The organism is Neomoorella stamsii (assembly GCF_002995805.1).
GTDB lineage: Bacteria > Bacillota > DSM-521 > Neomoorellales > Neomoorellaceae > Neomoorella > Neomoorella stamsii.
The window spans coordinates 40,137-62,783 of record NZ_PVXL01000055.1; the positions used below are offsets into that span (position 1 = coordinate 40,137).

General features: G+C 51.4%; 26 protein-coding genes, 2 tRNA genes and 1 riboswitch. Of the genes, 27 read left to right on the top strand and 1 reads right to left on the bottom strand.

What is annotated here, in order from left to right:
* Window positions 1-116: 116 nt before the first annotated feature.
* From MOST_RS12250 to MOST_RS12300, 12 genes are all read left to right on the top strand, one after another.
* Entirely contained in the window at window positions 117-863 is a 747-nt protein-coding gene (locus MOST_RS12250) for a DnaD domain-containing protein (protein ID WP_054935878.1), read from the top strand.
* Window positions 864-883: 20 nt separating this feature from the next.
* Window positions 884-1,696, top strand: coding sequence for an ATP-binding protein (locus MOST_RS12255; protein ID WP_083476486.1), 813 nt, complete (start codon window positions 884-886; stop codon window positions 1,694-1,696).
* Between the two features lie 148 nt (window positions 1,697-1,844).
* Window positions 1,845-2,123, top strand: a complete 279-nt coding sequence (locus MOST_RS12260) for a FeoA family protein (protein WP_054935879.1) — start codon at window positions 1,845-1,847, stop codon at window positions 2,121-2,123.
* Window positions 2,104-3,948, top strand: coding sequence for a ferrous iron transport protein B (feoB, locus tag MOST_RS12265; RefSeq protein ID WP_054935880.1), 1,845 nt, complete (start codon window positions 2,104-2,106; stop codon window positions 3,946-3,948). The genes MOST_RS12260 and feoB overlap by 20 nt, the downstream gene beginning before the upstream one ends.
* 25 nt (window positions 3,949-3,973) lie before the next feature.
* On the top strand, window positions 3,974-4,138 hold the full coding sequence (locus tag MOST_RS17000) for a zinc-ribbon domain-containing protein (RefSeq protein ID WP_129588689.1): 165 nt from the start codon (window positions 3,974-3,976) through the stop codon (window positions 4,136-4,138).
* Window positions 4,139-4,271: 133 nt separating this feature from the next.
* Window positions 4,272-4,886 (top strand): phosphate propanoyltransferase, encoded by a 615-nt coding sequence (gene pduL, locus MOST_RS12270; protein WP_054935881.1) that lies wholly within the window; start codon window positions 4,272-4,274, stop codon window positions 4,884-4,886.
* Between the two features lie 148 nt (window positions 4,887-5,034).
* The gene (locus MOST_RS12275) at window positions 5,035-5,232 is read left to right on the top strand and encodes a hypothetical protein (RefSeq protein WP_054935882.1); all 198 of its coding nucleotides are present in this window, start codon (window positions 5,035-5,037) and stop codon (window positions 5,230-5,232) included.
* A gap of 159 nt (window positions 5,233-5,391) precedes the next feature.
* Window positions 5,392-6,195 (top strand): IclR family transcriptional regulator, encoded by an 804-nt coding sequence (locus MOST_RS12280; protein ID WP_054935883.1) that lies wholly within the window; start codon window positions 5,392-5,394, stop codon window positions 6,193-6,195.
* Window positions 6,196-6,424: 229 nt separating this feature from the next.
* Window positions 6,425-8,065 carry a glutamate synthase-related protein gene (locus MOST_RS12285; protein WP_054935884.1) on the top strand — a complete coding sequence of 547 codons (1,641 nt, stop codon included), beginning with the start codon at window positions 6,425-6,427 and terminating at the stop codon, window positions 8,063-8,065.
* Between the two features lie 68 nt (window positions 8,066-8,133).
* Complete coding sequence (locus tag MOST_RS12290; protein ID WP_054935885.1) at window positions 8,134-8,922, top strand: IclR family transcriptional regulator; 789 nt, start codon at window positions 8,134-8,136, stop codon at window positions 8,920-8,922.
* Window positions 8,923-9,018: 96 nt separating this feature from the next.
* On the top strand, window positions 9,019-9,345 hold the full coding sequence (locus MOST_RS12295; protein WP_161952843.1) for a hypothetical protein: 327 nt from the start codon (window positions 9,019-9,021) through the stop codon (window positions 9,343-9,345).
* A gap of 134 nt (window positions 9,346-9,479) precedes the next feature.
* Window positions 9,480-10,175, top strand: a complete 696-nt coding sequence (locus tag MOST_RS12300; protein ID WP_054935887.1) for a class I SAM-dependent methyltransferase — start codon at window positions 9,480-9,482, stop codon at window positions 10,173-10,175.
* On the opposite strand, the gene MOST_RS12305 is transcribed toward MOST_RS12300, so the two are convergent.
* A complete protein-coding gene (locus tag MOST_RS12305) occupies window positions 10,172-11,566 on the bottom strand; it encodes an ammonium transporter (protein ID WP_054935888.1) in 1,395 nt (464 codons plus the stop codon). The two genes, MOST_RS12300 and MOST_RS12305, sit on opposite strands and share 4 nt — an antisense overlap.
* A gap of 236 nt (window positions 11,567-11,802) precedes the next feature.
* Here MOST_RS12305 and MOST_RS12310 point away from each other — a divergent pair, with 236 nt between their 5' ends.
* From MOST_RS12310 to MOST_RS12375, 15 genes are all read left to right on the top strand, one after another.
* Window positions 11,803-12,141 (top strand): P-II family nitrogen regulator, encoded by a 339-nt coding sequence (locus tag MOST_RS12310; protein ID WP_054935889.1) that lies wholly within the window; start codon window positions 11,803-11,805, stop codon window positions 12,139-12,141.
* A 65-nt stretch (window positions 12,142-12,206) separates the two neighbouring features.
* A riboswitch (SAM riboswitch) is annotated at window positions 12,207-12,310 on the top strand.
* Between the two features lie 99 nt (window positions 12,311-12,409).
* Complete coding sequence (locus MOST_RS12315) at window positions 12,410-13,612, top strand: homocysteine biosynthesis protein (protein ID WP_106007173.1); 1,203 nt, start codon at window positions 12,410-12,412, stop codon at window positions 13,610-13,612.
* 32 nt (window positions 13,613-13,644) lie between these two features.
* Window positions 13,645-14,052, top strand: a complete 408-nt coding sequence (locus MOST_RS12320; protein WP_054935891.1) for an NIL domain-containing protein — start codon at window positions 13,645-13,647, stop codon at window positions 14,050-14,052.
* Between the two features lie 2 nt (window positions 14,053-14,054).
* Complete coding sequence (locus MOST_RS12325) at window positions 14,055-14,807, top strand: UPF0280 family protein (RefSeq protein WP_054937599.1); 753 nt, start codon at window positions 14,055-14,057, stop codon at window positions 14,805-14,807.
* 87 nt (window positions 14,808-14,894) lie between these two features.
* Window positions 14,895-14,971, top strand: a tRNA-Arg gene (locus MOST_RS12330).
* Between the two features lie 5 nt (window positions 14,972-14,976).
* Window positions 14,977-15,052, top strand: a tRNA-Lys gene (locus MOST_RS12335).
* Window positions 15,053-15,488: 436 nt separating this feature from the next.
* Window positions 15,489-16,274: an ATP-binding cassette domain-containing protein gene (locus MOST_RS12340; RefSeq protein ID WP_054937600.1), complete on the top strand. Its 786-nt coding sequence runs from the start codon at window positions 15,489-15,491 to the stop codon at window positions 16,272-16,274.
* A 10-nt stretch (window positions 16,275-16,284) separates the two neighbouring features.
* Window positions 16,285-17,247, top strand: coding sequence for an ABC transporter permease (locus MOST_RS12345; protein ID WP_083476753.1), 963 nt, complete (start codon window positions 16,285-16,287; stop codon window positions 17,245-17,247).
* A gap of 15 nt (window positions 17,248-17,262) precedes the next feature.
* Complete coding sequence (locus MOST_RS12350; RefSeq protein ID WP_244267180.1) at window positions 17,263-18,060, top strand: pseudouridine-5'-phosphate glycosidase; 798 nt, start codon at window positions 17,263-17,265, stop codon at window positions 18,058-18,060.
* A gap of 107 nt (window positions 18,061-18,167) precedes the next feature.
* On the top strand, window positions 18,168-19,163 hold the full coding sequence (locus tag MOST_RS12355) for a uroporphyrinogen decarboxylase family protein (protein WP_083476754.1): 996 nt from the start codon (window positions 18,168-18,170) through the stop codon (window positions 19,161-19,163).
* Window positions 19,164-19,213: 50 nt separating this feature from the next.
* A complete protein-coding gene (locus MOST_RS18030) occupies window positions 19,214-19,462 on the top strand; it encodes a hypothetical protein (RefSeq protein ID WP_054937604.1) in 249 nt (82 codons plus the stop codon).
* 4 nt (window positions 19,463-19,466) lie between these two features.
* A complete protein-coding gene (locus tag MOST_RS12360; RefSeq protein WP_054937605.1) occupies window positions 19,467-19,898 on the top strand; it encodes a 2-hydroxyacyl-CoA dehydratase family protein in 432 nt (143 codons plus the stop codon).
* Window positions 19,885-20,436, top strand: a complete 552-nt coding sequence (locus MOST_RS12365; protein WP_054937606.1) for a TIGR01440 family protein — start codon at window positions 19,885-19,887, stop codon at window positions 20,434-20,436. Before MOST_RS12360 ends, MOST_RS12365 begins: the two co-directional genes overlap by 14 nt.
* 36 nt (window positions 20,437-20,472) lie before the next feature.
* Window positions 20,473-21,411 carry a carbohydrate kinase family protein gene (locus MOST_RS12370; protein WP_054937607.1) on the top strand — a complete coding sequence of 313 codons (939 nt, stop codon included), beginning with the start codon at window positions 20,473-20,475 and terminating at the stop codon, window positions 21,409-21,411.
* 93 nt (window positions 21,412-21,504) lie between these two features.
* On the top strand, window positions 21,505-22,578 hold the full coding sequence (locus MOST_RS12375; protein WP_161952844.1) for a sugar ABC transporter substrate-binding protein: 1,074 nt from the start codon (window positions 21,505-21,507) through the stop codon (window positions 22,576-22,578).
* Window positions 22,579-22,647 lie beyond the last annotated feature (69 nt).

Sequence of the window (22,647 nt, forward strand, 5' to 3'; positions counted from 1 at the left end):
TAATCTATAATTAGCTATGAGCAATGCCCCTAACAATCCTTGATTAAATTTGGCCGGGAGTATTATCGATGGTATAATAGAAGTACTGCTAGGAGTTACCAGGGGGAGGGGCAGGTATGGCCAGCAATGATGGTTACCAGGCGCTGGCAACAGCCATGTTAGAAGCAGGCAGTCTGGTTATCCCTGACCTGCTCGTCAAGTTTTACGCCCGGTTGGGCCTGACAGAAACGGAAATGATGGTTTTAATCCACCTCTTGCACTGGCGCCAGGTGGAGCAGGAACGTTTTCCCACCCCGGAAAAGATCAGCCAGTACATGAGCCTGGACAGCGAAGAAGTTAAGAATCTAATTGCTTCTATTATTGAAAAAAAACTCCTGGCGGTCGAACCCTATTACCATCCTTCCCTGGGCCGCTGGCAAAATACCTTTTCCTTTACACCCCTCTGGACTAAATTAATTCAACTAGCTCTAGGGGATTACCATACAGTTACTGAGGTAAAAAAGGAAACGGCTGCCACTGCAGCCCGGCAGGGAGAGTTGTACCGGACTTTTGAAAAGGAGTTTGGCCGTCCCCTGTCCCCCCTGGAAAGCGAGCAGCTGAAAGCCTGGTGCCAGGATGACCAGATGCCGGTCGAATTATTACAGGAAGCCTTGCGCCGGGCCGTATTAAGGGGCATCGTCAACTTCCGTTATATCGACTCCATTTTAAGGGACTGGCAGCGCCATAATATCCGTACCGTTGCCGAAGCTATGGCCTATGATGAAAAGGTAAAAACAAAGAAAACCCGTTCTACTCGCCCTGCCAGTTCTTCTACCAGAAAGGATAAATACCGCGATCTCTACCGGCTTAACCCGGAAGGTTAAGGAGGGTTACAGGCCTGCCCATGGAAAGGATACATATTCCAGCTCAATTAATTATGAAAAATAAAGGCCAGGAAGAGCCGCTGGAGTTGCCGGCTTACCAGTGCTCCCTGTGCCAGGACCGGGGCCTCATCATCCGCGACGGCCGGGCTTACCGCTGCCGTTGCATGCAGCAAAAGGCCTGGCAAAACCGCCTGCGGGCAGCCAACCTGGCACCCCAGTTGAGCAGGTACACCTTCCAGAACTTTGACCTGAAGTATTACTCCCGTACCTTAAACGATGAACTTACGGGTACTACTTATTACGAAAGCGCGCGCCGCTGCTTGGAAGCAGCCCGGCGTTTCGTTGCCACCTACCGCCAGGAAACCCGTGGCCGCGGCCTCTTTATCTTCGGGCCAGTGGGTAGCGGCAAGACCTTCCTGGCCGCTGCCATTGCCAATGCCTTAACGGCCGCCGGGCGAGAAGTTCTTTTTACCGTTGTTCCTGATTTGCTGGATGCCATCCGGGCCACCTATGACCGCCGGCCCCAGGACGGCAGTCAAACGGAACTAGAACTCATCGATACGGCCCGTAAAGTAGCTGTCCTGATCCTTGATGACCTGGGTGCCCACAATTATACCGACTGGACCTGTAATAAAATTTATTCCTTGATAAACTATCGTTTAATCAACGAACTGCCGACGGTGGTAACCAGTAACCTGGACTTAAAGGCCCTGGAAGATTACCTGGGCGAGCGGACAACTTCCCGCCTGGTCCAGCTCTGCCAGTCCTATCACTTACCCGTGGCTGAAGACATCCGCTGCGTTATCAGCCGCGAAGGCGTCACCAAAAAGTAAGCCTTTTTTCTTTGCCACCCCATTGACATTGATTCTCATTTGCCGTAAGATATTTATAGAAGCTCATTGATAATCTTTATCATTTACTTGAGAAGCATCAAGCAAAGATTCTCGCATAAGAATTTATGATAGCAGGGAGGGAAAGATCATGACCCTGGATGAAGCCAGAGAAGGACAACGTTGTCGCATCCTCGCCCTGCCAGGACGGGGCATTCGCGCCCAGGCCATCCGCTTCGGCATCAGTGAAGGAGAACTCATCACCTGTACCAGCGTCATTCCCGGCGGCCCTATTATTGTCGCCAAAAACCGCCAGGAAATAGCCATCGGCAGGGGCCTGGCGCAAAAAATCACCGTTGAACCTGTCCCCGCCCCGCATCCGGTTAAATCCCCGGCAAGGAGGCGTGCCTATGGCCTGCCACGATCTTAACCGTGAGTTAAATATACCTGCGGGCGTCCGCAAGATAGTCCTGGCCGGTAATCCCAATGTCGGTAAATCGGTCTTTTTCAACGCCTTCACCGGCCTGTACGTGGATGTTTCCAACTTTCCCGGCACCACCCTGGAAATCAGCCATGCCCGGGTAGGAAATGACTTTATTTTGGACACGCCCGGTGTCTATGGCGTTTCTTCCTTTAACGAAGAAGAAAAAGTAGCCCGGGACGTCATCCTGGCAGCTGATATCGTCATTAACGTCGTTGATGCCGTCCACCTGGACCGGGACCTTTTCCTCACCCAGCAGATCATTGATATGGGTATTCCCATGGTAGTCGCCCTTAACATGATCGATGAAGCGGCCCGCCAGGGGATCAAGATCAATGTTGAGAAACTGGAGGAGTTGCTGGGGGTACCGGTTATCCCTACGGTAGCGATAAAAAAGCAGGGGTTTGAGGAGATCAAACAGGCCGTTGCCCGCGCCCGCAAAGGCCATAGCCTGCCCGAGCTGGAGGAAATGTTGCCCCTGCTGGAAAAAAAGACCCGCAACCGGGCGGAAGCTTTACTTATCCTTGAAGGTGACCCTTTTGTCGCCGCCCGCCACCGGGTAAAACCCATGGACAGGCAGGAAGAGATCTACCTGGCCCGGCGGCGCCGGGTTGATGCCATAGTAGCGGCAGTGGTCCAGGAAACTAATACCGGGGCTTCCTGGAGCACCCGCCTCAGCCGCTGGATGATGCTACCCCTGACGGGTATTCCCCTGCTGGCTTTAACACTATGGACACTCTATGAATTTATTGGCGTCTTTGTGGCCCAGACAGTGGTGGGCATCACAGAAGAAGGCATCATGCAAGGCTATTATGAACCATTTATCCGTAACCTTATCGGTTCCTGGCTACCACCATCTTCCATCCCAGGTGCCCTTTTAATAGGTGAATTTGGCATCCTTACCATGACGGCAACTTACATCCTAGGCCTGTTGCTGCCCCTGGTCCTGGGATTTTACCTGGGCCTGTCGGCCCTCGAGGATTCCGGTTACCTGCCCCGGATAGCCGTCCTGGTGGACCGGGTCCTCATGCGCCTGGGGTTAAATGGCCGCGGTATTATCCCCATTATCCTGGGGTTTGGATGTGTCACCGCGGCTACCATTACCACTCGTTTGCTGGCAAGTCAAAGGGAACGCCGTATTGCCACTTTCTTGCTGGCCATGGCCATACCCTGTTCAGCCCAGCTGGCGGTAATTACCAGCATGCTAGGACGCCTGGGACCCGGTTATACCTTCCTGTATGTCATTCTGGTGGCCAGTATCCTGGTTCTTGCCGGGACGACCTTAAACTGGCTTTTACCCGGTAAACCCAGCGATCTTTTAATTGACGTGCCACCCCTAAGGTTACCCCAGCCGGTTAATGTCCTGAAAAAGACGGCTACCAGGACGAGGAACTTTATCCAGGAAGCTACCCCTTTATTTGCCGGCGGTGCCCTCCTCATCGGTATTTTGCAGGTTACCGGCCTTTTAGACACTTTGCAAAATTGGCTTTCGCCCCTTACCGTCAACTGGCTGCAGCTTCCTAAAGAAACGGCCACCGCCTTTATCATGGGGTTTGTCCGCCGGGATTTCGGGGCTGCCGGTCTTTATAGCCTCCCCCTGACACCGGCCCAGTCCCTGGTAGCCCTGGTGACCATTACCATCTTTGTCCCCTGTATTGCCTCGGCCCTGGTTATCTTTAAAGAGCGCGGCTGGCGGGAAGGGATCATCATCTGGCCGACAATCCTCTTCCTGGCCTTCCTGATTGGTGGGATAATATCCCGGATTTTGATTTAAGCCAGCCGGTAAGGAGGAAAGAAATATGGTAACAAGTTGCTCCCAGAAATGCCCTCGCTGCGGCTACCCTGTTAGTGACCCCCGGCAGGTGCGTTGCCCCCGCTGCCGGACCCTGCTCGCCGGCAGCTGTCAGGGTCACTGCCAGGGTTGTTTCTTTAAGGGCCAGCAAGTCAAAAAGAAGTCCACATAAATTTAAGATTGCGAATATATACCATCCCCCTTGCGTTTTCCGCCGAATGGTTCTATAATGAGGTTGAACGGTTGAAATCCGGTCCCGAATGGTTATTATGGACAGCCGGGATGTATAAGGGGGAGGAGTTAAAATGCAAGAATTTCTGCTTGAAGCGCCGGTAGGCGTATCCGGGCGGCATGTGCATCTCACCAAAGAACATCTCCAGGCTCTCTTTGGACCAGGCTATGAACTAACGAAAGTAAGGGATCTGGGCCAACCGGGTGAATTTGCTGCCAAAGAAACAGTTACCGTAGTAGGGCCCAAGGGTGTCCTGGAAAAGGTCCGGATCATCGGTCCCCTCCGTTCTTACAGCCAGGTAGAATTATCCCGGACCGATTGTTTTAAACTTGGCGTTAACCCTCCCGTTCGCGACTCAGGAGATCATGAAGATTCTCCCGGATGTGTCCTCGTCGGGCCAGCAGGGGTAGTTACCCTTAACCGGGGCGTCATCATTGCCCTGCGCCACATTCATATACACACTAACGATGCCAGGCGTTACGGCCTGAAGGATAAGGATATGGTCAATGTCCAGGTAGGTGGCGAACGCGGCCTGATTTTCCAGAACGTCCTGGTACGGGTCCATCCCAATTACCGCTTGGAGTTCCATGTCGATACCGACGAAGCCAACGCTTGCCTGTTAAATAATGACGATATCGTCCAGGTTTTAGCCCCCGCGGCAGAAAAAGTCCTGACCATGGCCGGTTAATAGCAGCTTGGCGGTAAAAGTCGCGTTAAATCAAGGTTCGCAAAGCTCCTCTAAAGGGGCTTTTATTTTTTATGGGACTGGCAGGCAACCGGCAGGATCTTTACCGCACAAAAGCGAAATAATAATGTAAAAGGAGGTGCGGTCAGTTATGAAGATACCAGTTTGTGACCGCTGCAAAGCCAGGAACGTCGAGGGCATTATCTGTCACCATTGCGATACTGCCTATTGTTACGACTGCCTGGAAACAAATCCCCCTGACATGCGCATCTGTCCCACCTGCGGCCAGTTCCTGTGCAACGAATGTTATGAGGGCATGATTGAATGTGACCTTACCACCCGCAAATAACCCGCTGGAAGCGGGTTTTTTATTTCTTTCCCTTGACATCGCTCCCTAAAGCAAACTAAAATTAAAACATAGTGAAAACCCTTTTCATCATTTAAAAATAAATGCTAGATATCCTAATGGTGACCGGCAGTATATCTAGTTGCAAAGGAGACCATTCATATGGCCAGAGAAAAAGTCAATGGTGAAGAGAGCAAGACCGTCCAGGCAGTTGAAAGGGCTTTAGCCATTATGGATGCCCTGGCCGAAGCCGGTGTACCCATGGCCATCAGTGACCTGGCCGATAAGGTCCAGTTAAATATAAGTACCGTCCACCGCATCCTCAGCACCCTCATTGTCAAAGGTTACATCGAGCAGGAACCGGATACAAGCCGTTACAAACTGGGCTTAAAACTCTTTGCCATGGGGAAAACTGCCCTTTATGCCCAGGACCTGCAAACCATCGGCCGGCCCTTCCTGGAAGAGCTGGTACGGCGCTGCAATGAAACCGCCAACCTGGCCATCCTCGACGGCCGGGACGTGGTTTACATCGATCAAGTGGAATCCAACAATATCGTCATTGTCCGCATGTTTGCCAGGGTGGGCAGCCGTGGCCCGGCCCACGCTACCGGTTCCGGTAAAATGCTCCTCAGCTCATTAAGTGATGACGAGCTGGATAAACTCTTTGCCGGCGTCCAGCTGGAGCAGTATACGAGTGAAACAATCACCGATGTAGCCATCCTGAAAAAGGAACTACAGCGCATCCGGCGCCAGGGTTATGCTATTGACCTGGGGGAAAGGGATGAAAATGTCCGTTGCGTGGCTGCGCCTATCCGTAACCATGAAGGTAAGGTGGTGGCCGCCATCAGCGTCTCCGGGCCTGATACCAGGATTACCAATTATTATTTAAATAATGAGCTGGTGGATATCGTCCTTAGCGTAGCCCGGGAGATGTCTAAACGTTTAGGATACGCAGGTGAAGATTAAAATGAAATTTGCTTTCATAAATTAAACATGGTTTAACTCGGTTTCTCCCATGTATACAAGATTCCAGATGTTTTATTTTTTTCACATAGTGAAAAATCCTTTCGTTGACAAGCATAATCCCCCTAACTAAAATTAAATCCAGGGACTGCGAAAATGGCTTTCACCATATGATAATGGACTATCGCTACGGTGGAAGCAAAAATTTATTAGAAGCGGGGGATTAAAAGAGATGATCCAGTGGCCAAAACAAAATGATGTCCTGGGAACCGTTAATCGCGGTAATCCGGCAGAATCAGGTTTATGTACATTGTGCCGGGCAGACTGCCAGGGGAAATGTGAGACCTGGATGTCCAGCATGGTGGGGCGCAAGCTCCTCTATCCCCGGGATTTCGGTACTGTTACCGCGGGAAGCTCAAACACAACCCATGTAGGAATTTCTTATAACTCCTTGAGGATCCAGGGATACAACTATGGCGCTTACGGCCTGACAAACGGCCTGTCCAATAGTGCTGATGACTGTATTTTCCCCAATGTAAATGTCGAAACTGAATTTGGTAGTCAGGTAAAAACCAAAGTCAAAGTCCCGATCATGACGGGAGCATTAGGATCTACCTTTATTGCCGCCAAGTACTGGGATTCCTTTTCTATCGGTGCTGCCCTGGTTGGAATCCCGATCGTTATTGGGGAAAATGTCGTAGGAATCGATAAGGAAGCCGTTATTGAAAATGGTAGAATTGTTAAAGCCCCGGAATTGGATCGGCGCATTCAGACCTACTTGAAATACTATGATGGATATGGCGCTATTATCGTCCAGATGAACGTAGAAGACACCCGCAACGGTGTTGCCGAATACGTCATTGAGAAGTACGGCGATCAGGTTATTTTAGAGCTGAAGTGGGGCCAGGGCGCCAAGGACATCGGCGGAGAAATTCAGGTTACCGATCTCGACTATGCTATCTTCTTGAAGAACAGGGGCTATGTGGTCGATCCGGATCCGACCATTCCGGAAGTTCAAGAAGCCTTTAAGAACGGGGCCATCAAATCATTCGCCCGCCACAGCCGCTTAGGCTACACGGATCTCACCAGCTATGACCAGGTGAGAGAAAACTTTATGAGTGCCATTAAATACCTCCGTGGACTGGGCTACAAGCGGATTACCTTGAAGACCGGTTCCTATGGAATGGAAGCTCTGGCTATGGCCATCAAACTCGCAACAGATGCGAAACTTGATTTGCTTACCGTGGACGGCTCAGGCGGCGGTACCGGCATGAGCCCGTGGAACATGATGGAGACCTGGGGCGTCCCCTCTATTCTGCTTCATGCTAAAGCCTATGAATATGCCAGCCTGTTAGCTGCCAGGGGTAAGAAAGTTGTCGATATGGCCTTCGCCGGCGGATTGGCCAGGGAAGACCATATCTTCAAAGCTTTAGCTTTGGGTGCGCCCTACGTTAAACTGATATGTATGGGTCGAGCCTTAATGATACCGGGCTTTGTCGGGTCCAACATTGAAGGTGTGCTCCATCCTGAAAGACGCGCAAAAGTAAACGGTAACTGGGATAGTCTACCCAAGACTGTGGCCGAATTAGGTACGAAAGCTGAGGAGATTTTTGCCGGCTACTATGATGTTCAAAAGAAAGTCGGCGTTGAAGAGATGAAGAATATTCCTTACGGTGCCATTGCCTTCTGGACACTAGCCGACAAGCTAACGGCAGGATTACAGCAATTAATGGCTGGAGCCCGCAAATTCTCCTTGGATCAGATCAGCAGGAATGATATCGCTTCCGCGAACCGGGAAACTGAAGCCGAAACCGGCATTCCCTTTATCACCGATGTTCAGGACGAATTTGCCAAGAAGATCCTGCTAAGTTAATTTAAAAAAGGTGCCGGGGAAGTCGAACGTATCTTAGAAGGTTAATCTTCAACAAGGGGGAGTCGAGTATGCCGGTAACCAGGGTTAATAAAACAAGGGGCGTCCAGGCCGTTGACCGGGCCCTGGCCATCTTGGAAACCCTGGCCAGGGAAGGCTCCCCCATGATGCTCTCGGCTATCAGTGCAGAACTCCGGCTGAATATAAGCACTGTCCACAGGTTGTTAAATGCCCTGGCGGCCCATGGTCTGGTTGAGCAAGAACCTTACCAGGGCCGTTACCGTTTGGGGATCAAGGCCTTTGAGATTGGCAACCGCGCCCTCTACAGCCTGGACATCCGGGCCATAGCCCGGCCGGCATTACACCAGCTGGTAGACGATTTTAATGAAACGGCCAACCTGGCGATCCTGGATAAATACGAAGTCGTTTATATTGACCAGGTCGAGTCCAGTAACATCATAAAGATGCTGGCGCGACCGGGTACCCGCGCCCCGGCTTACTGTACCGGCGCAGGGAAAGTCCTCCTGGCCTACTTAAGTGAAAACCAGTTAAACATGTTCCTCCAGGAAGTTCCTCTCTTCCCCTATACGGCCACCACAATCATCGATCCTCTCCATCTGCGGGAAGAATTGCAAAAAATCCGCCGGCAGGGCTTTGCCCTGGATCACGGGGAGAGGGAGGAAGGGGTTCGTTGCGTTGCTGCCCCAGTATTTAACCACGAAAATAAAGTTATAGCCGCCGTTAGTGTTGCCGGTCCAGCCAACCGGATGCCGCCAGACTTGATGGCCGGTAAACTGGCCACCGCTGTTGTTCAGGTTGCCCATCGAATTGGCCGGCATTTAGGTTATCAATGCCGTTAAATTTTAACTTATGTTCATCGCCAGAGGTATTTTATGGGGTTAATTGGGTAATACTAACATCAAACCTGAAATTATCCAGAGGAGGGTTTGATGTTAGTGGAAATTTATCGTGCCCGCCGGTTTAACCGTAACGCCAGAGGTGAGTTAAGCGTATCCAGTAATGGTATCCGGCTCCGCGGCGCTGCTTTCCAGCATTTACGTGGCAGTCAATACATTATGATTGGCGTTGACGGTAAAAAGTTAATCTTAAAGAAGAGCGAGGACCCGGCCAATTTAAAATTAAGGCTCGCAGCCCAGGGTAAAATCGGGGAAATAGGAGGCAAACACCTCACCCAGTGGCTGCTGGAACGGGGCTTTCACAAAGGCCAGTATCAAGTCCAGCTGGATGCAGACCAGGTTGTTGTCAATCAGGAGTTAGCTTAAAGTTAGCTTGTAAAAGGACCCGCAAGGGTCCTTTTCTTATGTTCAGGTAAACAAAGATTAAGTACAAAAAGGAAAACGGCCATTAACGGCGAATATGGTATACCATAAATAAGTTGGGAAAGGGGAGCCGGGAGATGGCTGAAATTTTTGATCATAAAGCCAGCGATTATGACGACTGGTACAAGCGCCCCCTGGGGGCCCTGGTCGACCGCGTAGAAAAAGAACCCGTTTATGCTTATTTAGAGCCCCGGGCCGGGGAACATATCCTGGATGTCGGCTGTGGTACGGGGAATTTTTCCTTAGAACTGGCTCGTCTAGGGGTCAAGGTGACCGGCATAGACATTTCCGAGCCCATGCTGGTCACCGCCCGGTGCAAGGCGGCTGCAGCCGGACTGGAGATTGAATTTCTCCACGCCGACGCCATGAATCTACCCTTTGCCGATAATACCTTTGATAAGATAGTTTCAGTTACGGCCCTGGAATTCGCGCCTGATTTAAAGGCCGTCCTCGCTGAGAGTTACCGGGTTTTAAAACCCGGCGGCCGCATGGTCATCGGCCTCATCGGCGGCAACAGCCTGTGGAGCCGCCACTACGAGGCCAGGGCCGCCCGGGAACCGGACTGCCTCTTCCGGTACGCTAAATTTTATACCCTGCCTGAACTCCTGGCCGCCATGCCCGGAAAAGACGTTAAAGGTAAAGCCGTCCTCTTCTTCGGCCCCGACTTTGATGGCACGAAAGTAGAAGAGGCCCTGGCCATCGAAGCTGCCGCCGCGCGGGAAGGCCGCACCGATGGCGGGTTTATTGTGGCGGTGAGTTATAAAGAAAGCTAGTTGATCACCAGCTCCCTCTGGGGGACAACACCTTTGCCATCCACAGCTGGCACTACGTCCAGGGCTGCCAGACCGGCATCGGGATAGGCACTTTCGCCGTGCTGGGAGAAATCCAGGCCGGCCTCCTCGTCTTCGGCCGTTACCCTTAAGGGTGTCAGCAGGCTGACCACCTTCAGGATGCCGTAGGTTACCACAGCCACAAAGGCCCAGGCAACAACTACGTCCAGGAGCTGGATCCCCAGCAAGCGGGCGTTGCCGTACAACAGGCCGTCGGCGCCTGCCGGGTTAACGGCCCTGGTGGCAAAAATCCCGGTAGCTATGGCCCCCCAGGTACCGCCCACACCGTGGCAACCAAAGGCGTCCAGGGAATCGTCGTAACCCAGTTTAACCTTGACCACAGCTACCGACAGGCAGCAAATGGCCCCGCCAAAACCACCGATCACCAGGGCTGCCAGGGGCGTGACAAAACCTGCCGCCGGGGTAATGGCCACCAGGCCGGCTACCGCGCCGCTGGCCGCCCCCAGGGCCGTAGGCTTGCCGTGGAGCAGCCATTCCACCGCCAACCAGCCCAGGGTAGCAGCCCCGGCCGCCGTATTGGTAGTAACGAAGGCATTGCCAGCCAGGCCATTGGCCGCCAGGGCACTGCCGGCGTTAAAACCAAACCAGCCGAACCATAGCAATGCCGTCCCCAGGACGGTCATGGGGAGGTTATGGGGTAACAGGGGCAAGCGTCCATAATCCCGCCGTCGTCCCAGGACCAGGGCGCAAACCAACCCGGCCACACCGGCGCTGATATGCACTACCGTCCCGCCGGCAAAATCAAGGGCGCCCAGTTCCCGGAGCCAGCCACCCATTCCCCAGACCCAGTGGGCCAGGGGATCATAGACCACGGTGGCCCAGAGAATAGTAAACAACAAAAAGGCCGGGAAGCGCATCCGCTCGGCAAAGGAACCTGTAATGAGGGCCGGAGTAATAATGGCAAACATGAGCTGGAACATGGCAAAGACCTGGTGAGGAATGGTGGCGGCGTAATCGGCATTGGGTTCCAGGCCTACACCCCGGAAACCCAGCCAGCTGAGACTCCCTATCAGGTGGCCGCGGTCGGGACCAAAGGCCAGGGAGTAGCCCCACAGGACCCATTGAACTGAAATCAGGGCCACAATGGCTAAACACTGCATGAGGATACTCAATACATTCTTCTGGCGGACCATGCCGCCGTAAAAGAGGGCCAGGCCAGGGGTCATCAACATTACCAGGGCGCTGGCCACCAGCAAGAAGGCCGTATCGCCAGTATCGATTGTACCCCCGGTAGCCGCCAGTGCCGGCCGGGCCAGGATAGCCCCTGCCAGCCAGAACGCCACTGCCAGTAACCCTAATTGCTTTAATTTCATTGCCATTGCCTCCTTTGGACAGAAATAAAAAAGGCACCGGGAGAGATAGATCTCCAGTGCCTTCTTTGGCGATCCACGGGTTACAGCCTCGCAACCCCGGATCAAGCTCACTGTTGTGACTATTCTACCGTAGGAACCATCTAACCGTCAAGCATCTCTAATAAAAAACTTTTGACTGCCATTCCTGGCTAAAGTAAAATAATTCTATAAAGCTGAAGCCATGGGGGAGATTACAATTGCATAAAATAGAGGCCATTATCCGGCCGGAGAAATTTGAAGGCGTCAAGGAAGCCCTGGGCCGGTTTGGTATCCATGGCATGACCGTTACCCACGTTGTCGGTTGCGGCCAGCAGCAGGGTAAAACTGAAGTTTACCGGGGCACCACTTATACCATTGACCTGCTGCCCAAGGTGAAGGTGGAAATTGTCCTCGAGGATAAGTATGTTGACGAAGTAGTCGCCATTATCATCCGCCAGGCCCGTACCGGTAACATCGGCGATGGCAAGATTTTTATCTACCCAATCGAGGATGCCTTCAGGATCCGGACCGGTGAACGGGGACCAGATGCCATTTAATTTCTTCTTGACACCTGAACCCCGGCATGATATTAATTTATTAGCAAAATTGCATAACGCCTCACGGCTTATCGAGAGCAGGTGGAGGGAAGGCCCCGATGAAACCCGGCAACCCCGGTATTTTGCCGGAAGGTGCTAAATGCCGCAGGAAGACCCTGAGAGATAAGTTGATGGCTATTCAACCTCTTCTTATACTTTCGGGAAGGGGTTTTTTATTTTTTAGAGTAGCGTTTTAGAGAAACCGGCATAGTTCTGGGAGGGAACAGCAGTGGCAGTGGAAAAGTCCCTGGCTGAAATCAACGCCAGGATAAAAAGCGGCAAGGTTGTAGTCCTGACAGCCGAAGAGGTCATTCCCCTGGTCCGGGAAAATGGCGTCCGGCAGGCGGCAGCTGAAGTTGACGTCGTGACTACCGGCACCTTTGGTACCATGTGCTCATCGGGCGCCTATTTCAATTTCGGCCATACCAAACCCAGGATGAAAATGAGCAAGGTATGGTTAAATAATGTCCAGGCCTACGCCGGCCTGGCCGCCGTTGATGCCTTTTTGGGAGCCACCGAAGTCCCGGATAATGATCCTTTGAACAGCATCCACCCCGGGGAATTTCGCTACGGCGGCGGTCATGTCATCCATGACCTGGTAGCCCGGAAACCGGTAAGCTTAAGGGCCATTGCCTACGGTACCGATTGTTACCCCCGCCGGGAAATCAATACCGTCATTACCATTGATGACCTGAACCAGGCCGTCCTTTTTAACCCCCGTAACGCTTACCAGAATTATAATGTTGCCGTCAATCTATCCGACCGGACGATATATACTTATATGGGTGTTTTAAAACCTCATATGGGGAATGCCAATTATTCAACCTCCGGGCAGCTAAGCCCGCTCCTGAAAGATCCTTACTTTCGGACCATCGGCATCGGTACCAGGATATTCCTGGGCGGCGGTACTGGCTATGTGGTCTGGCAGGGTACGCAGCATTGCCCCGGCCTGACGCCCCTGGCTGAAGGTGGCCAGCTTGTATCCGGCGGTACCCTGGCGGTGATCGGTGACCTCAAACAGATGCGCCCGGAGTGGCTGGTCGGCGTTTCCTTCCTGGGCTACGGCGCTTCCCTTACGGTAGGCCTGGGTATACCCATCCCCATTCTCAACGAAGAAATCATGTACTGGGCCTCCCGTAGCGATGAAGAAATCTACGCCCCGGTAGTTGATTATGGTCTGGACTATCCGGCAGGTAATCCTCAACCCCTGGGTTATGTAACTTACGCCCAGCTAAAGTCAGGGACCATTAACTTGCAGGGACGGGAGGTACCCACGGCGCCCCTATCAAGCTATCCCCGGGCACGGCAGATCGCTGCTATCTTGAAAGATTGGATTCGCGCAGGCGGTTTCCTCCTCAGTGAGCCGGTAGCCCTGTTACCTTCTATTAATGAAGTTACGCCTTTAAAATCCTTGCAGGAAAAAGAAGCCTGAGCACCTGATTCTGAGAAGGGAGGGTGGGGAAATTGTCCCCCAAACGGGTAGTCCTCCGTTTCATGGCCGAGACGGCCGATAAACCCATCATCTACCAGCTAATTCGTAACTATGACCTGGTGGTCAATATCCTCAAAGCCAACATCAATCCCCACAAAGAAGGGATGATGGTCCTGGAAATCCAGGGCGAACCGGAACAGTATGCCCGCGGCCTGGAATACCTGCGCTCACTGGGTGTTACCATCCAGCCCTTGAGCCAGGATGTCCACCGCAATGAAACCGTCTGCACCCATTGCGGTGCCTGCATTAGTGTTTGCCCTTCCGGAGCCCTATACCTGGAACGCCCGGATATGACCGTTAACTTTGATGAAGATAAATGCGTAGTCTGCCTGATGTGCGTCAAGGCCTGCCCTTATAAGGCCATGGAGGTCCGTTTCTAAAGTTGGCCTACGAAGAGAGAAGCTACCGCCGGCTTTTTGCCCAGGAAGACCTGGTCCATTTCCAGGTGGCCTATAAAGAAACCGACCTGGACATCGGCATCCCTAAAGCGCAGTTTAAACCGGAACTGGTCAGGCAGGCGGAAGAGATCATTCGCCATTATCGCTGGCAACTGGAGGCTTATCTCGCCAAGGACCCTGTTTTTGCCCGTACCCTGGTACCCCATGATGTACTGGAGGAAGCCCCGCCTATAGCCAGGGAAATGGCGGCTGCAGCCAGTCTGGCTGGCGTTGGACCCATGGCGGCGGTAGCCGGGGCCATGGCCCAGTATGTTGCCACCGACCTTGTAGGGCCAGGGGGAGAAATCATTGTGGAAAACGGCGGCGATATTTATTTAAACAGTAGCCGTTCCCGGCTCATCGGCATTTTTGCCGGTGCTTCACCCTTCAGCCACCGCCTGGCCTTAAAGGTTGAGCCGCGAATGTGCCCTTTAGGCATCTGCACCTCTTCCGGCACCGTTGGCCCTTCTTTGAGTTTTGGGCGGGCCGATGCGGCCGTTATCCTGGCCACTTCCGCAGCCCTGGCCGACGCCGTGGCCACAGCTGCGGGTAATACCGTCCAGGAACCTGCTGATGTGGAAAAGGCCGCCCGCCTGGCCGCAAAAATTCCTGGTGTCCTGGGGGCGGTAATCATTGCCGGTGATAAACTGGCGGCCTGGGGCCGGGTAGATCTGGTTCGTATTGAAGGACGGGTATAGTTGTTAATTAAAATACGGAGATTTTGGACCCGGCCTGGCCTTGACTTTAGCTGTAATCCGTACTATAATAACTTTTGCAGTTGTTAAGCGCCCGTAGCTCAGGTGGATAGAGTAACGGAATCCGAGTCCGGAGGCCGCAGGTTCGAATCCTGCCGGGCGCGCCATCTATGCGCCAGTAGCTCAGTTGGTAGAGCAGCTGACTCTTAATCAGCGGGTCGTGGGTTCGAAGCCTACCTGGCGCACCAGAAATATCAAGCTCCCTGGCTTCCTGCCAGGGACTTTTTTATGCCGGTCACCGGGGCGGCTGCCGCAATGGTCTTAAAGAAGTTATAGTGGCGTAATCGCTCTTGCCAAGTTTTAATATTTTTTGTTTACAACGCTGGTGATTTATACTTACTTTTAAGCCTTCCACTCCTGTGGAGGGTTTTTCTTTATCCCAGTAGCGCCTCCGTTTTCTAGCAGTTTTATTTAACAGTCGCCCGTTATTAAGTCCATACTAACGCAAGGGTAAATTCCCAGCAAAAACTATAACTATATTTCATGCTAATAATGAGAGGATTTTATGTTTATTCGTTGAAAAAGATAGTTAGGAAGTATTGGCCTTCAAGTGGATCAAAAACGGCCATTATAAAATCGCTGCAGGGGAAAAGCCATAAAAAATAAAGAAAAGGGAAAAAGACGATGGCCGTACTTACACCCGGAAACGTCGCCAGGCCAATCCTGTGCGCCCGCAATTTATGGAAGTCATTCGGACACATCGTGGCCCTGCGGGGAGTAAACCTCGATGTATTCGAGGGCGAGGTTGTGGCACTGGTGGGGGACAACGGTGCTGGCAAGTCAACCCTGATCAAGATTTTATCCGGGGTTTACAAACCTGATAAAGGCGAAATTTACATAGCCGGGAGGCTTTTTAAGCGACTGACTCCAGCACAGGCTTTAAAGAATGGTATTACAACAGTATATCAGGATTTGGCTCTTGTCGACTGCCGCGATATTTGCAGCAATGTCTTCCTGGGCCGGGAACCAACGCGTGCCGGTTTTCTAATTGACAAGAAAAAAATGGAAACCGAAACAGCTTCACTTCTGAAAAGGTTAAAGATAAATATTCCTTCAATAAATGTTCTTGTCAGCAGCCTGTCAGGCGGTCAGCGTCAGGCTTTAGCTATAGCCAGGGCCATCCATAAGGGTGGTCGGGTTATGATTCTTGATGAGCCGACGGCGGCTATGGGCCTTCAAGAAACAAAACAGGTGTTGGTCTTAATTAATACCCTCAGGGAGCAAGGTTATGCCGTAATTTTAATCAGTCATAACCTTCAGCAGGTCTTTTCTATTGCTGATCGCATCTGTGTCCTCCGACACGGTGAATCTGTGGGGCATTTTATTGTTCGTGACACCAGTCCCGATGAGGTAGTAAAACTAATGACGGGAACGCAGGATAAGTCGCAAACAATTAGATCGGGGATGTGATTTAAGCTCCATGGCGCGGGTTAAGCCGCACGTCTGGTTGCAGATAAACTCGGTGCAGACAATATTATTTGGGCTATTATTGCTGTTGGTAATTACTTTATCCTTGTCCTCTCCTTTTTTCTGGCGATGGGAAAACTTGAGAAATATATTGGACCAAAGTACCCTTAATATTATCATTGGCGTTGGTATGACATTAATAATCTCTTCCGGCGGCATTGATCTTTCGGCAGGGGCTATAGTTGCTTTAAGTGGTGTAGTTATGGCTGTTGCCATGCATTTCTGGTTCCTTTCGGTAGCTGCTTCCATTATTATGGGGATGGCCGTAGGGTTAATAGTTGGATTAATTAATGGGTCCCTTATAGCGCTATTCCTTTTAAACCCATTTATTGTTACCCTGGCTTCAATGTCCGCTATCCGGGGTCTGACCTTAATTATTACCAAAGGCATCCCTATTTCCAGCTTTCCGGAAGGCTTTACATGGTTCGGGAGCGGAGAGGTGGGCATATTCCCTGTACCTGTTGTTATTGCTACGCTGGTCGCCATCCTGGGTGCTTTTGTCCTGAACAATACGAAGCTAGGTTATTATACTCTGGCCCTGGGTGGCAATGAAGAAGCCCTGCGTTTATGCGGAGTTTCCACAGTAACTTTTAAAATTATTGTATATATGCTTGGGGCTCTTACCGCGGCTTTAGCAGGGTTAGTGCTGACCGCAAGGCTTAACAGTGCCGATCCTACGGCTGGATATATGATGGAACTAGATGCTATTGCCACGGTAGTTCTCGGAGGAACTTGCATAAAAGGCGGCAGGGGGAGTATAGGGGGTACTGTGCTTGCAGGTCTCCTTTTGGCGGTATTACATAACGGGCTGACCATTCATGGAATTGCCTCCTACTATCAACAGTTAACAACAGGTGTGATTATCCTCGCAACTGTCCTCGTAACTGAATTAAAATCCCGGACAAGTGGTGATTAAATCTTTATGACCATGATGCAAGGAAAAAAGGTACGGCATACCAGGAAGGCTTTGATCGAAACTGCCTTACTGGGTCATGGTTTACCATCTCTCACCAATGACTATATATTACGAGAATGGAGACATAGTACCTCCATAGCTCTGGTGTGGCTGGAAAATGGGCGGATTACTTTCGGTAACATTAAGGAGTTTCTGCAGCTTAGGGGTAATCCAGATATGGAGCGCATCGATGCCAGCAACCTTTCGGTGGCCATAAGAGAAAGGGTTAGTGGCTATATGACCGCCGCGGCAGTAATGAGGGTTGCGGCTCAAACAGGAAACTTTATTGTAGTTACTGCCGGTATGGGAGGAATTAGAGGAAAAATTTTATCTAATGATCTGGTAACCTTGAGCCAGATGCCCATTGTCCTGGTAGCCAGTTCTCCTAAAGATACATTGGATTTGCCAGCCACCTTGGGCTACCTGCGAGGGCAAGGAGTGTGCTTAATTGGTAATGGTACCGATCAGTGCAACGGTTTTCTGTTCATAAAAGAAAGTTTTCCCTTGGACGGGGTTTATTGCGGCCAAAAGGTTGAGGAGCTCATTAAGAATGGCCCATGTCTGATCTTAAACCCCCTGCCTCTTTGCTTGCGTTTCACCGATGGTACCATCCTGGCTAATGCTACAGCGCAGGGGGAAGCGGCAGCCAGGCAAATGCGTCAATTTCACCCGGCCGTAAACGCTGCCCTTGACCGCCTTACCGGAGGCAAAGCTTCCATATTGCAGCTGCGTTCTCTGATGGACAACATCGATCTGGCACTTAGCTTACACTGAGAAGTTTAGTGAGAGGGATAGGAGATTACCTGCATATGGAGTTTAAAGAACGCATGACCCCGTTGGAGCGCATGACAGCCTTTAAGTAAGGTTTACCGGTAGATCGTATACCCTGCAGTCCCAGTATTTCGGAGCACGTCTGCCGGCTGATAGGTGTTTCGGTGGCCCGTTACTGTCATTCCTCGCGCTTGATGGCAGAGACCCATATAATTGCCTTTAAAATTTATCAATATGATTCCGTCGGCGTAGGGCCTAATTTTTATGGGCTGGCAGAGGCAATGGGAGCCAGACTACGGTTTTCAGACAATGACCGTCCCCAGCTGGCGGAACCGGCCATCCGCTCTTATAGTGAAATCAGCCATCTGGAACCAGTTGATGCTGAACATGCCGGCCGGCTCCCACTTTATTTGGAAGCACTGGAAATCATTAATGAAAGTATAGGTCACCAGGTCCCGGTAGGTACAGGAATAGGTGGCCCTTTTACCACGGCTGCTTTTCTAAGAGGGGTCGAGGATTTTCTTAAAGACTTACGTAGAAACCCCGAGTTCGTCCACAGCCTGTTACAGTTGACTACCCGAAGCATCATCAACTACATAGAAGCAGCCAGAAAAAGGGGCTTTTCCTGCAGTATAGGTGACCCGCTGGCTTCGGCCAGCGTTATTAGCCCCCGCCATTTCCGGGAATTTGTGAAGCCCTACCTGACCAAGATCGCCGCCTGGGTCAAGGCGGCAGGTGGTAGCGGACCTTCACTGCATATCTGTGGTGATACCAGGGCTATCTGGGCAGACATGGCCGACACGGGCGTAAGTGCCATTAGTCTGGATAACCAGGTGAGTCTGGAGGAAGCTAAAAGGGCTGTGGGGACAAGGGTGGCCCTCAAAAGTAACGTGGCACCGGTGGAAGTTCTCCTACACGGAACAAGGGATGCAGTCCTCGCTGCAGCGAAGGAATGTATACGCCAGGCTTTTGACAACCCCAAGGGCTTTATCCTGGGCTCGGGGTGTTCCGTTGCTTTAAACACGCCACCTGACAATATTCTGGCCCTTATGGAGGCGGCACGAATCTACGGCAGGATGCCGATTGATCCCAAGAGGCTGAATTAACGGGTAAATATTTACCAAAGTAAACTTTTAAGATTGGAGAACCGGAGCAGATGAAACCCAGTATGCTGGCATCCTTTGATGGCTTACGTGAGCAAAACCTGATGGCGCTGAAGGAGGCTAAGGAAAATGGTGCCAAGGTAGTGGGCATATATTGCACCTATGGTCCCCGGGAGCTGGTGCTGGCTGCGGGGGCTATTCCTGTGGGGCTTTGTGGTACCAGGCACCCGGGGTTATTGTGTAGGGGATTCAGAGACACCCCGGATTTTACTTACCGGCACGCCGGTTGGCGTGGGGAGTGAAAAAGTGGTCGCCTTGGTCGAAGAGTGCGGTGGGCTAGTGGTGGCTATGGAAAACTGTAGCGGTTACAAGACAGTCGGTTTAAAGATAGATGAAAGCGACCAGCGCGACCCTCTCCTGCTTCTCGCTGAAAAATATCTTAAAATACCATGTTCAATTATGTCCCCTAACGGGAGAAGGTTAGAACTCCTCCGACAGATGGTGAGAGACTTCCAGGTTGATGGTGTAATAGATTTAACCTGGCGAGCCTGCCACACCTATAATATAGAGTCCTATTTTGTGGCAGATTTAATCAAAAACCATTTTGGGCTGCCGTTTTTGCAATTGGAAACAGACTACTCTACTTTAGATCGGGAAAACCTGCGTGTCAGGATAGGCGCCTTTATCGAAATGGTTATTGAGAATAATTTCAGGAGGAAAAAATATGGCGAGGGATGAGCAGATTTACTTTCAGACGCGGGAAGTTCTTAAGGAACTTATTACCCCTGGCACTTATAACCCGGGTACCATCCTCGTGGTTTCGTGCAGTATCAGCCGCGTTGAAGGACGCCGTGAAGATACCACCGGCGACCCTCACCTGGCCGCAGTTATCTGCCGGGCTATCTGGGAATTTTGTCCTCCCGAAATACAGATGGCTGTACAATGCTGCGAGCACTTGAATCGGGCATTGATAGTTGAGCGGGAATTAATGGTGGAAAAAGGGCTGGTAGAGGTAAGTGTTATTCCCGTCCCGGAAGCGGGGGGAACCTTTGCCGCTGTTGCTTACCAACATTTTTTTAAGAATCCGGTAGTGGTAGAGAGTATTACAGCGGATTTGGGCATTGACATTGGCTTAACGATGATCGGAATGCATTTGAAACCGGTAGTGAAGCCGCTGCTCCTGGCTAATGAATATATTGGTGGTGCCCGGATAGTTGCAGCGCGTACGCGCCCTAAGCTGATTGGGGGCGCGCGTGCTAAATACCCGGGGCAGTGAAAACTAAAACAGGCAAGCTAGGGGGATTGCTACTGGATGAAAGTACTAGGGCTGGGTACTGCCGCAATGGATATTGTCTTGCAATGTGAGAGTTTACCCCGGGAAGACGGCTTTGCTTTTGTCCATTATGAGAGCCTCTTTCCGGGAGGAAGCTGCGCCAACGTTCTGGTAGCCCTGGCCAGGATGGGAGTGGACACCAGCCTGGTAGCTAAAATTGGCGACGACAAATACGGAGAAGCCTTCCGGGAAGATATAGTCAGGTCAGGTGTATGCGCCAGATACCTCTTTACCCGTCCCGGCGGTATTACCCTTCACACCTTCGTAACGCTGGCTCCAAATGGTGCGCGGGCTATTTTCTGCCACCTGGGCGATAGCTTGTTAGACCTGGCGGAAGATGAGGTAGTTCCCCAAATGTTACAGGGAGTAAAGGTCTTTTATACAGACATGTTCCCCGGCCGGCCTGCCCTTAAATTGGCCCGTCTCAGCCGCGAGCTGGGCGTTAGAGTCGTCTTCAACCTGGAGTGCGCCCCCTCCTTTATGCAACTATGCCGGGTAACCATGGCAAAAATTGAGGAGATGATCTCTCTTTGCGATCTGCTTTGCATGTCCCGGGAGGGACTCTTTGAACTCACAGGAGTTGAGGACCCGCAGGTTGCCGGCCAGACGCTCTACCAGCGTTACCGGCCCACTGAAGGAATAGTTTCTACCTGTGGCACCCAAGGAGCAATTTGGTGGTTGGGAGATAAGACAAGCATATTTGCCCCGGCTTTTAACATCCAAGCTATCGATACGACAGGAGCGGGGGATGCGTTTATTGCAGGGCTAATATATGCCTATTTCTGCCAGGAGATGGGGCGACAACGGGCGCTGGAATTTGCTAACGCTTGCGGGGCAATCAAGTGCACCCAGCTGGGTGCCCGCTTCAAGGCCAGTTTAGAGGAGGTGAATTCTTTTCTAACCCGGAATAATCAATAAAACAATAAAATGGGGGCCTTAAAGAAGGGCCGCCAACAGGTATACTTGTTTGGTGATAAATATATTCAAAAAGAGAGGGTGGAGACTTTAAGTATGCGGAAGTTCTTGGCATTCGCGTTAGTATTTGTCCTATTGATAGGTATAGCGGGTTGTTCAGGCAAAGGGGGAACTGCGAATAACAACCCCCAAACCGCCAATACCCAACCCCCGGCAACTGTGAATAATAAAGCCTTTAAAGAAGCGGAAGCCGAGCTCCTAAAATCCCTGCAACCCCTTCCCAAAGCCTCGCAAAAATATAAAATTGCTGCCCTGTTAATTACCCTGGCCAATCCATTTTGGGTTACTGTGAAAGAAGGGTATGAAGATGCAGCCAGAGAATATGGCGTAACAGTAGATGTGATGTCCGCCCCCAAAGAAGATGATGTAAATTCTCAACTGGAAACCCTGAAAACCATTGTTAGCAAAGATTATAACGCCATTGCTATCTCGGCTATTACACCGTTTAACCTGGTCCCCGGCGTTGCTGCAGCCACAAAAAAAGGCATACCGGTAGTCGCAGTGGGTACCAGTGTAGACCAGGAAGCAGCTACCAGAGCTGGGGCCAGGGTCCAGGCTTTTATTACCTCCAATTTTGAAGATCAGGGTAAACTGGGTGCCGAGTATATAATTAAAAAAATAGGTGCTGGCAAAGTGGCGATAATTGAAGGGCTCCCCGGTGCAGCCCAGAGTGAGGCCCGCAAAACAGGTGCTAAGAAAGCCTTTGAAGGTAACAAAGATATTACCCTGGTGGCAATCCAGCCGGGTAACTGGGACAGGCAAAAGGCTTATAATATAGCGGCCAACCTTATTCAGGCCCACCCCGACTTAAAGGGTATCTTTTGTGCCAATGATGTTATGGCTTTGGGCGCTGTGGAGGCCCTCAAGGCAGCTGGTAAGAAAGACCAGGTAACAGTGGTTGGCGTTGATTTTATCGATGATGCCCGTAAATCCATAGCCAAAGGAGAATTAGATGCCTCAGTGGCTATGTCGCCCTACCTTTTCGGCAAAGGTGGTTTAATTCTTGCCCTGAAAGTTTTGGAAGGGCACGAAATAAAGCAAGAGATTTACTGGACCCCCCTGGCAATTGTAGATAGGGAGAATGTGAACTCTTTTGAAGGATGGAAGTAGGCAATACTTCATTAGAATGACAGGCCGATGACGAAACGCTCATCGGCTTTTGTCCATAAATTAATCCAA

Coding starts and splice junctions, on each gene's coding strand:
- feoB (WP_054935880.1), top strand. CDS start 2,104: ATGGCCTGCCACGATCTTAACCGTGAGTTAAATATACCTGCGGGCGTC.
- MOST_RS12375 (WP_161952844.1), top strand. CDS start 21,505: ATGCGGAAGTTCTTGGCATTCGCGTTAGTATTTGTCCTATTGATAGGT.
- MOST_RS12365 (WP_054937606.1), top strand. CDS start 19,885: ATGGCGAGGGATGAGCAGATTTACTTTCAGACGCGGGAAGTTCTTAAG.
- MOST_RS12300 (WP_054935887.1), top strand. CDS start 9,480: ATGGCTGAAATTTTTGATCATAAAGCCAGCGATTATGACGACTGGTAC.
- MOST_RS12290 (WP_054935885.1), top strand. CDS start 8,134: ATGCCGGTAACCAGGGTTAATAAAACAAGGGGCGTCCAGGCCGTTGAC.
- MOST_RS12340 (WP_054937600.1), top strand. CDS start 15,489: ATGGCCGTACTTACACCCGGAAACGTCGCCAGGCCAATCCTGTGCGCC.
- MOST_RS18030 (WP_054937604.1), top strand. CDS start 19,214: ATGAAACCCAGTATGCTGGCATCCTTTGATGGCTTACGTGAGCAAAAC.
- MOST_RS12345 (WP_083476753.1), top strand. CDS start 16,285: ATGGCGCGGGTTAAGCCGCACGTCTGGTTGCAGATAAACTCGGTGCAG.
- MOST_RS12350 (WP_244267180.1), top strand. CDS start 17,263: ATGCAAGGAAAAAAGGTACGGCATACCAGGAAGGCTTTGATCGAAACT.
- MOST_RS12370 (WP_054937607.1), top strand. CDS start 20,473: ATGAAAGTACTAGGGCTGGGTACTGCCGCAATGGATATTGTCTTGCAA.
- MOST_RS17000 (WP_129588689.1), top strand. CDS start 3,974: ATGGTAACAAGTTGCTCCCAGAAATGCCCTCGCTGCGGCTACCCTGTT.
- MOST_RS12250 (WP_054935878.1), top strand. CDS start 117: ATGGCCAGCAATGATGGTTACCAGGCGCTGGCAACAGCCATGTTAGAA.
- pduL (WP_054935881.1), top strand. CDS start 4,272: ATGCAAGAATTTCTGCTTGAAGCGCCGGTAGGCGTATCCGGGCGGCAT.
- MOST_RS12280 (WP_054935883.1), top strand. CDS start 5,392: ATGGCCAGAGAAAAAGTCAATGGTGAAGAGAGCAAGACCGTCCAGGCA.
- MOST_RS12275 (WP_054935882.1), top strand. CDS start 5,035: ATGAAGATACCAGTTTGTGACCGCTGCAAAGCCAGGAACGTCGAGGGC.
- MOST_RS12255 (WP_083476486.1), top strand. CDS start 884: ATGGAAAGGATACATATTCCAGCTCAATTAATTATGAAAAATAAAGGC.
- MOST_RS12305 (WP_054935888.1), bottom strand. CDS start 11,566: ATGAAATTAAAGCAATTAGGGTTACTGGCAGTGGCGTTCTGGCTGGCA.
- MOST_RS12285 (WP_054935884.1), top strand. CDS start 6,425: ATGATCCAGTGGCCAAAACAAAATGATGTCCTGGGAACCGTTAATCGC.
- MOST_RS12260 (WP_054935879.1), top strand. CDS start 1,845: ATGACCCTGGATGAAGCCAGAGAAGGACAACGTTGTCGCATCCTCGCC.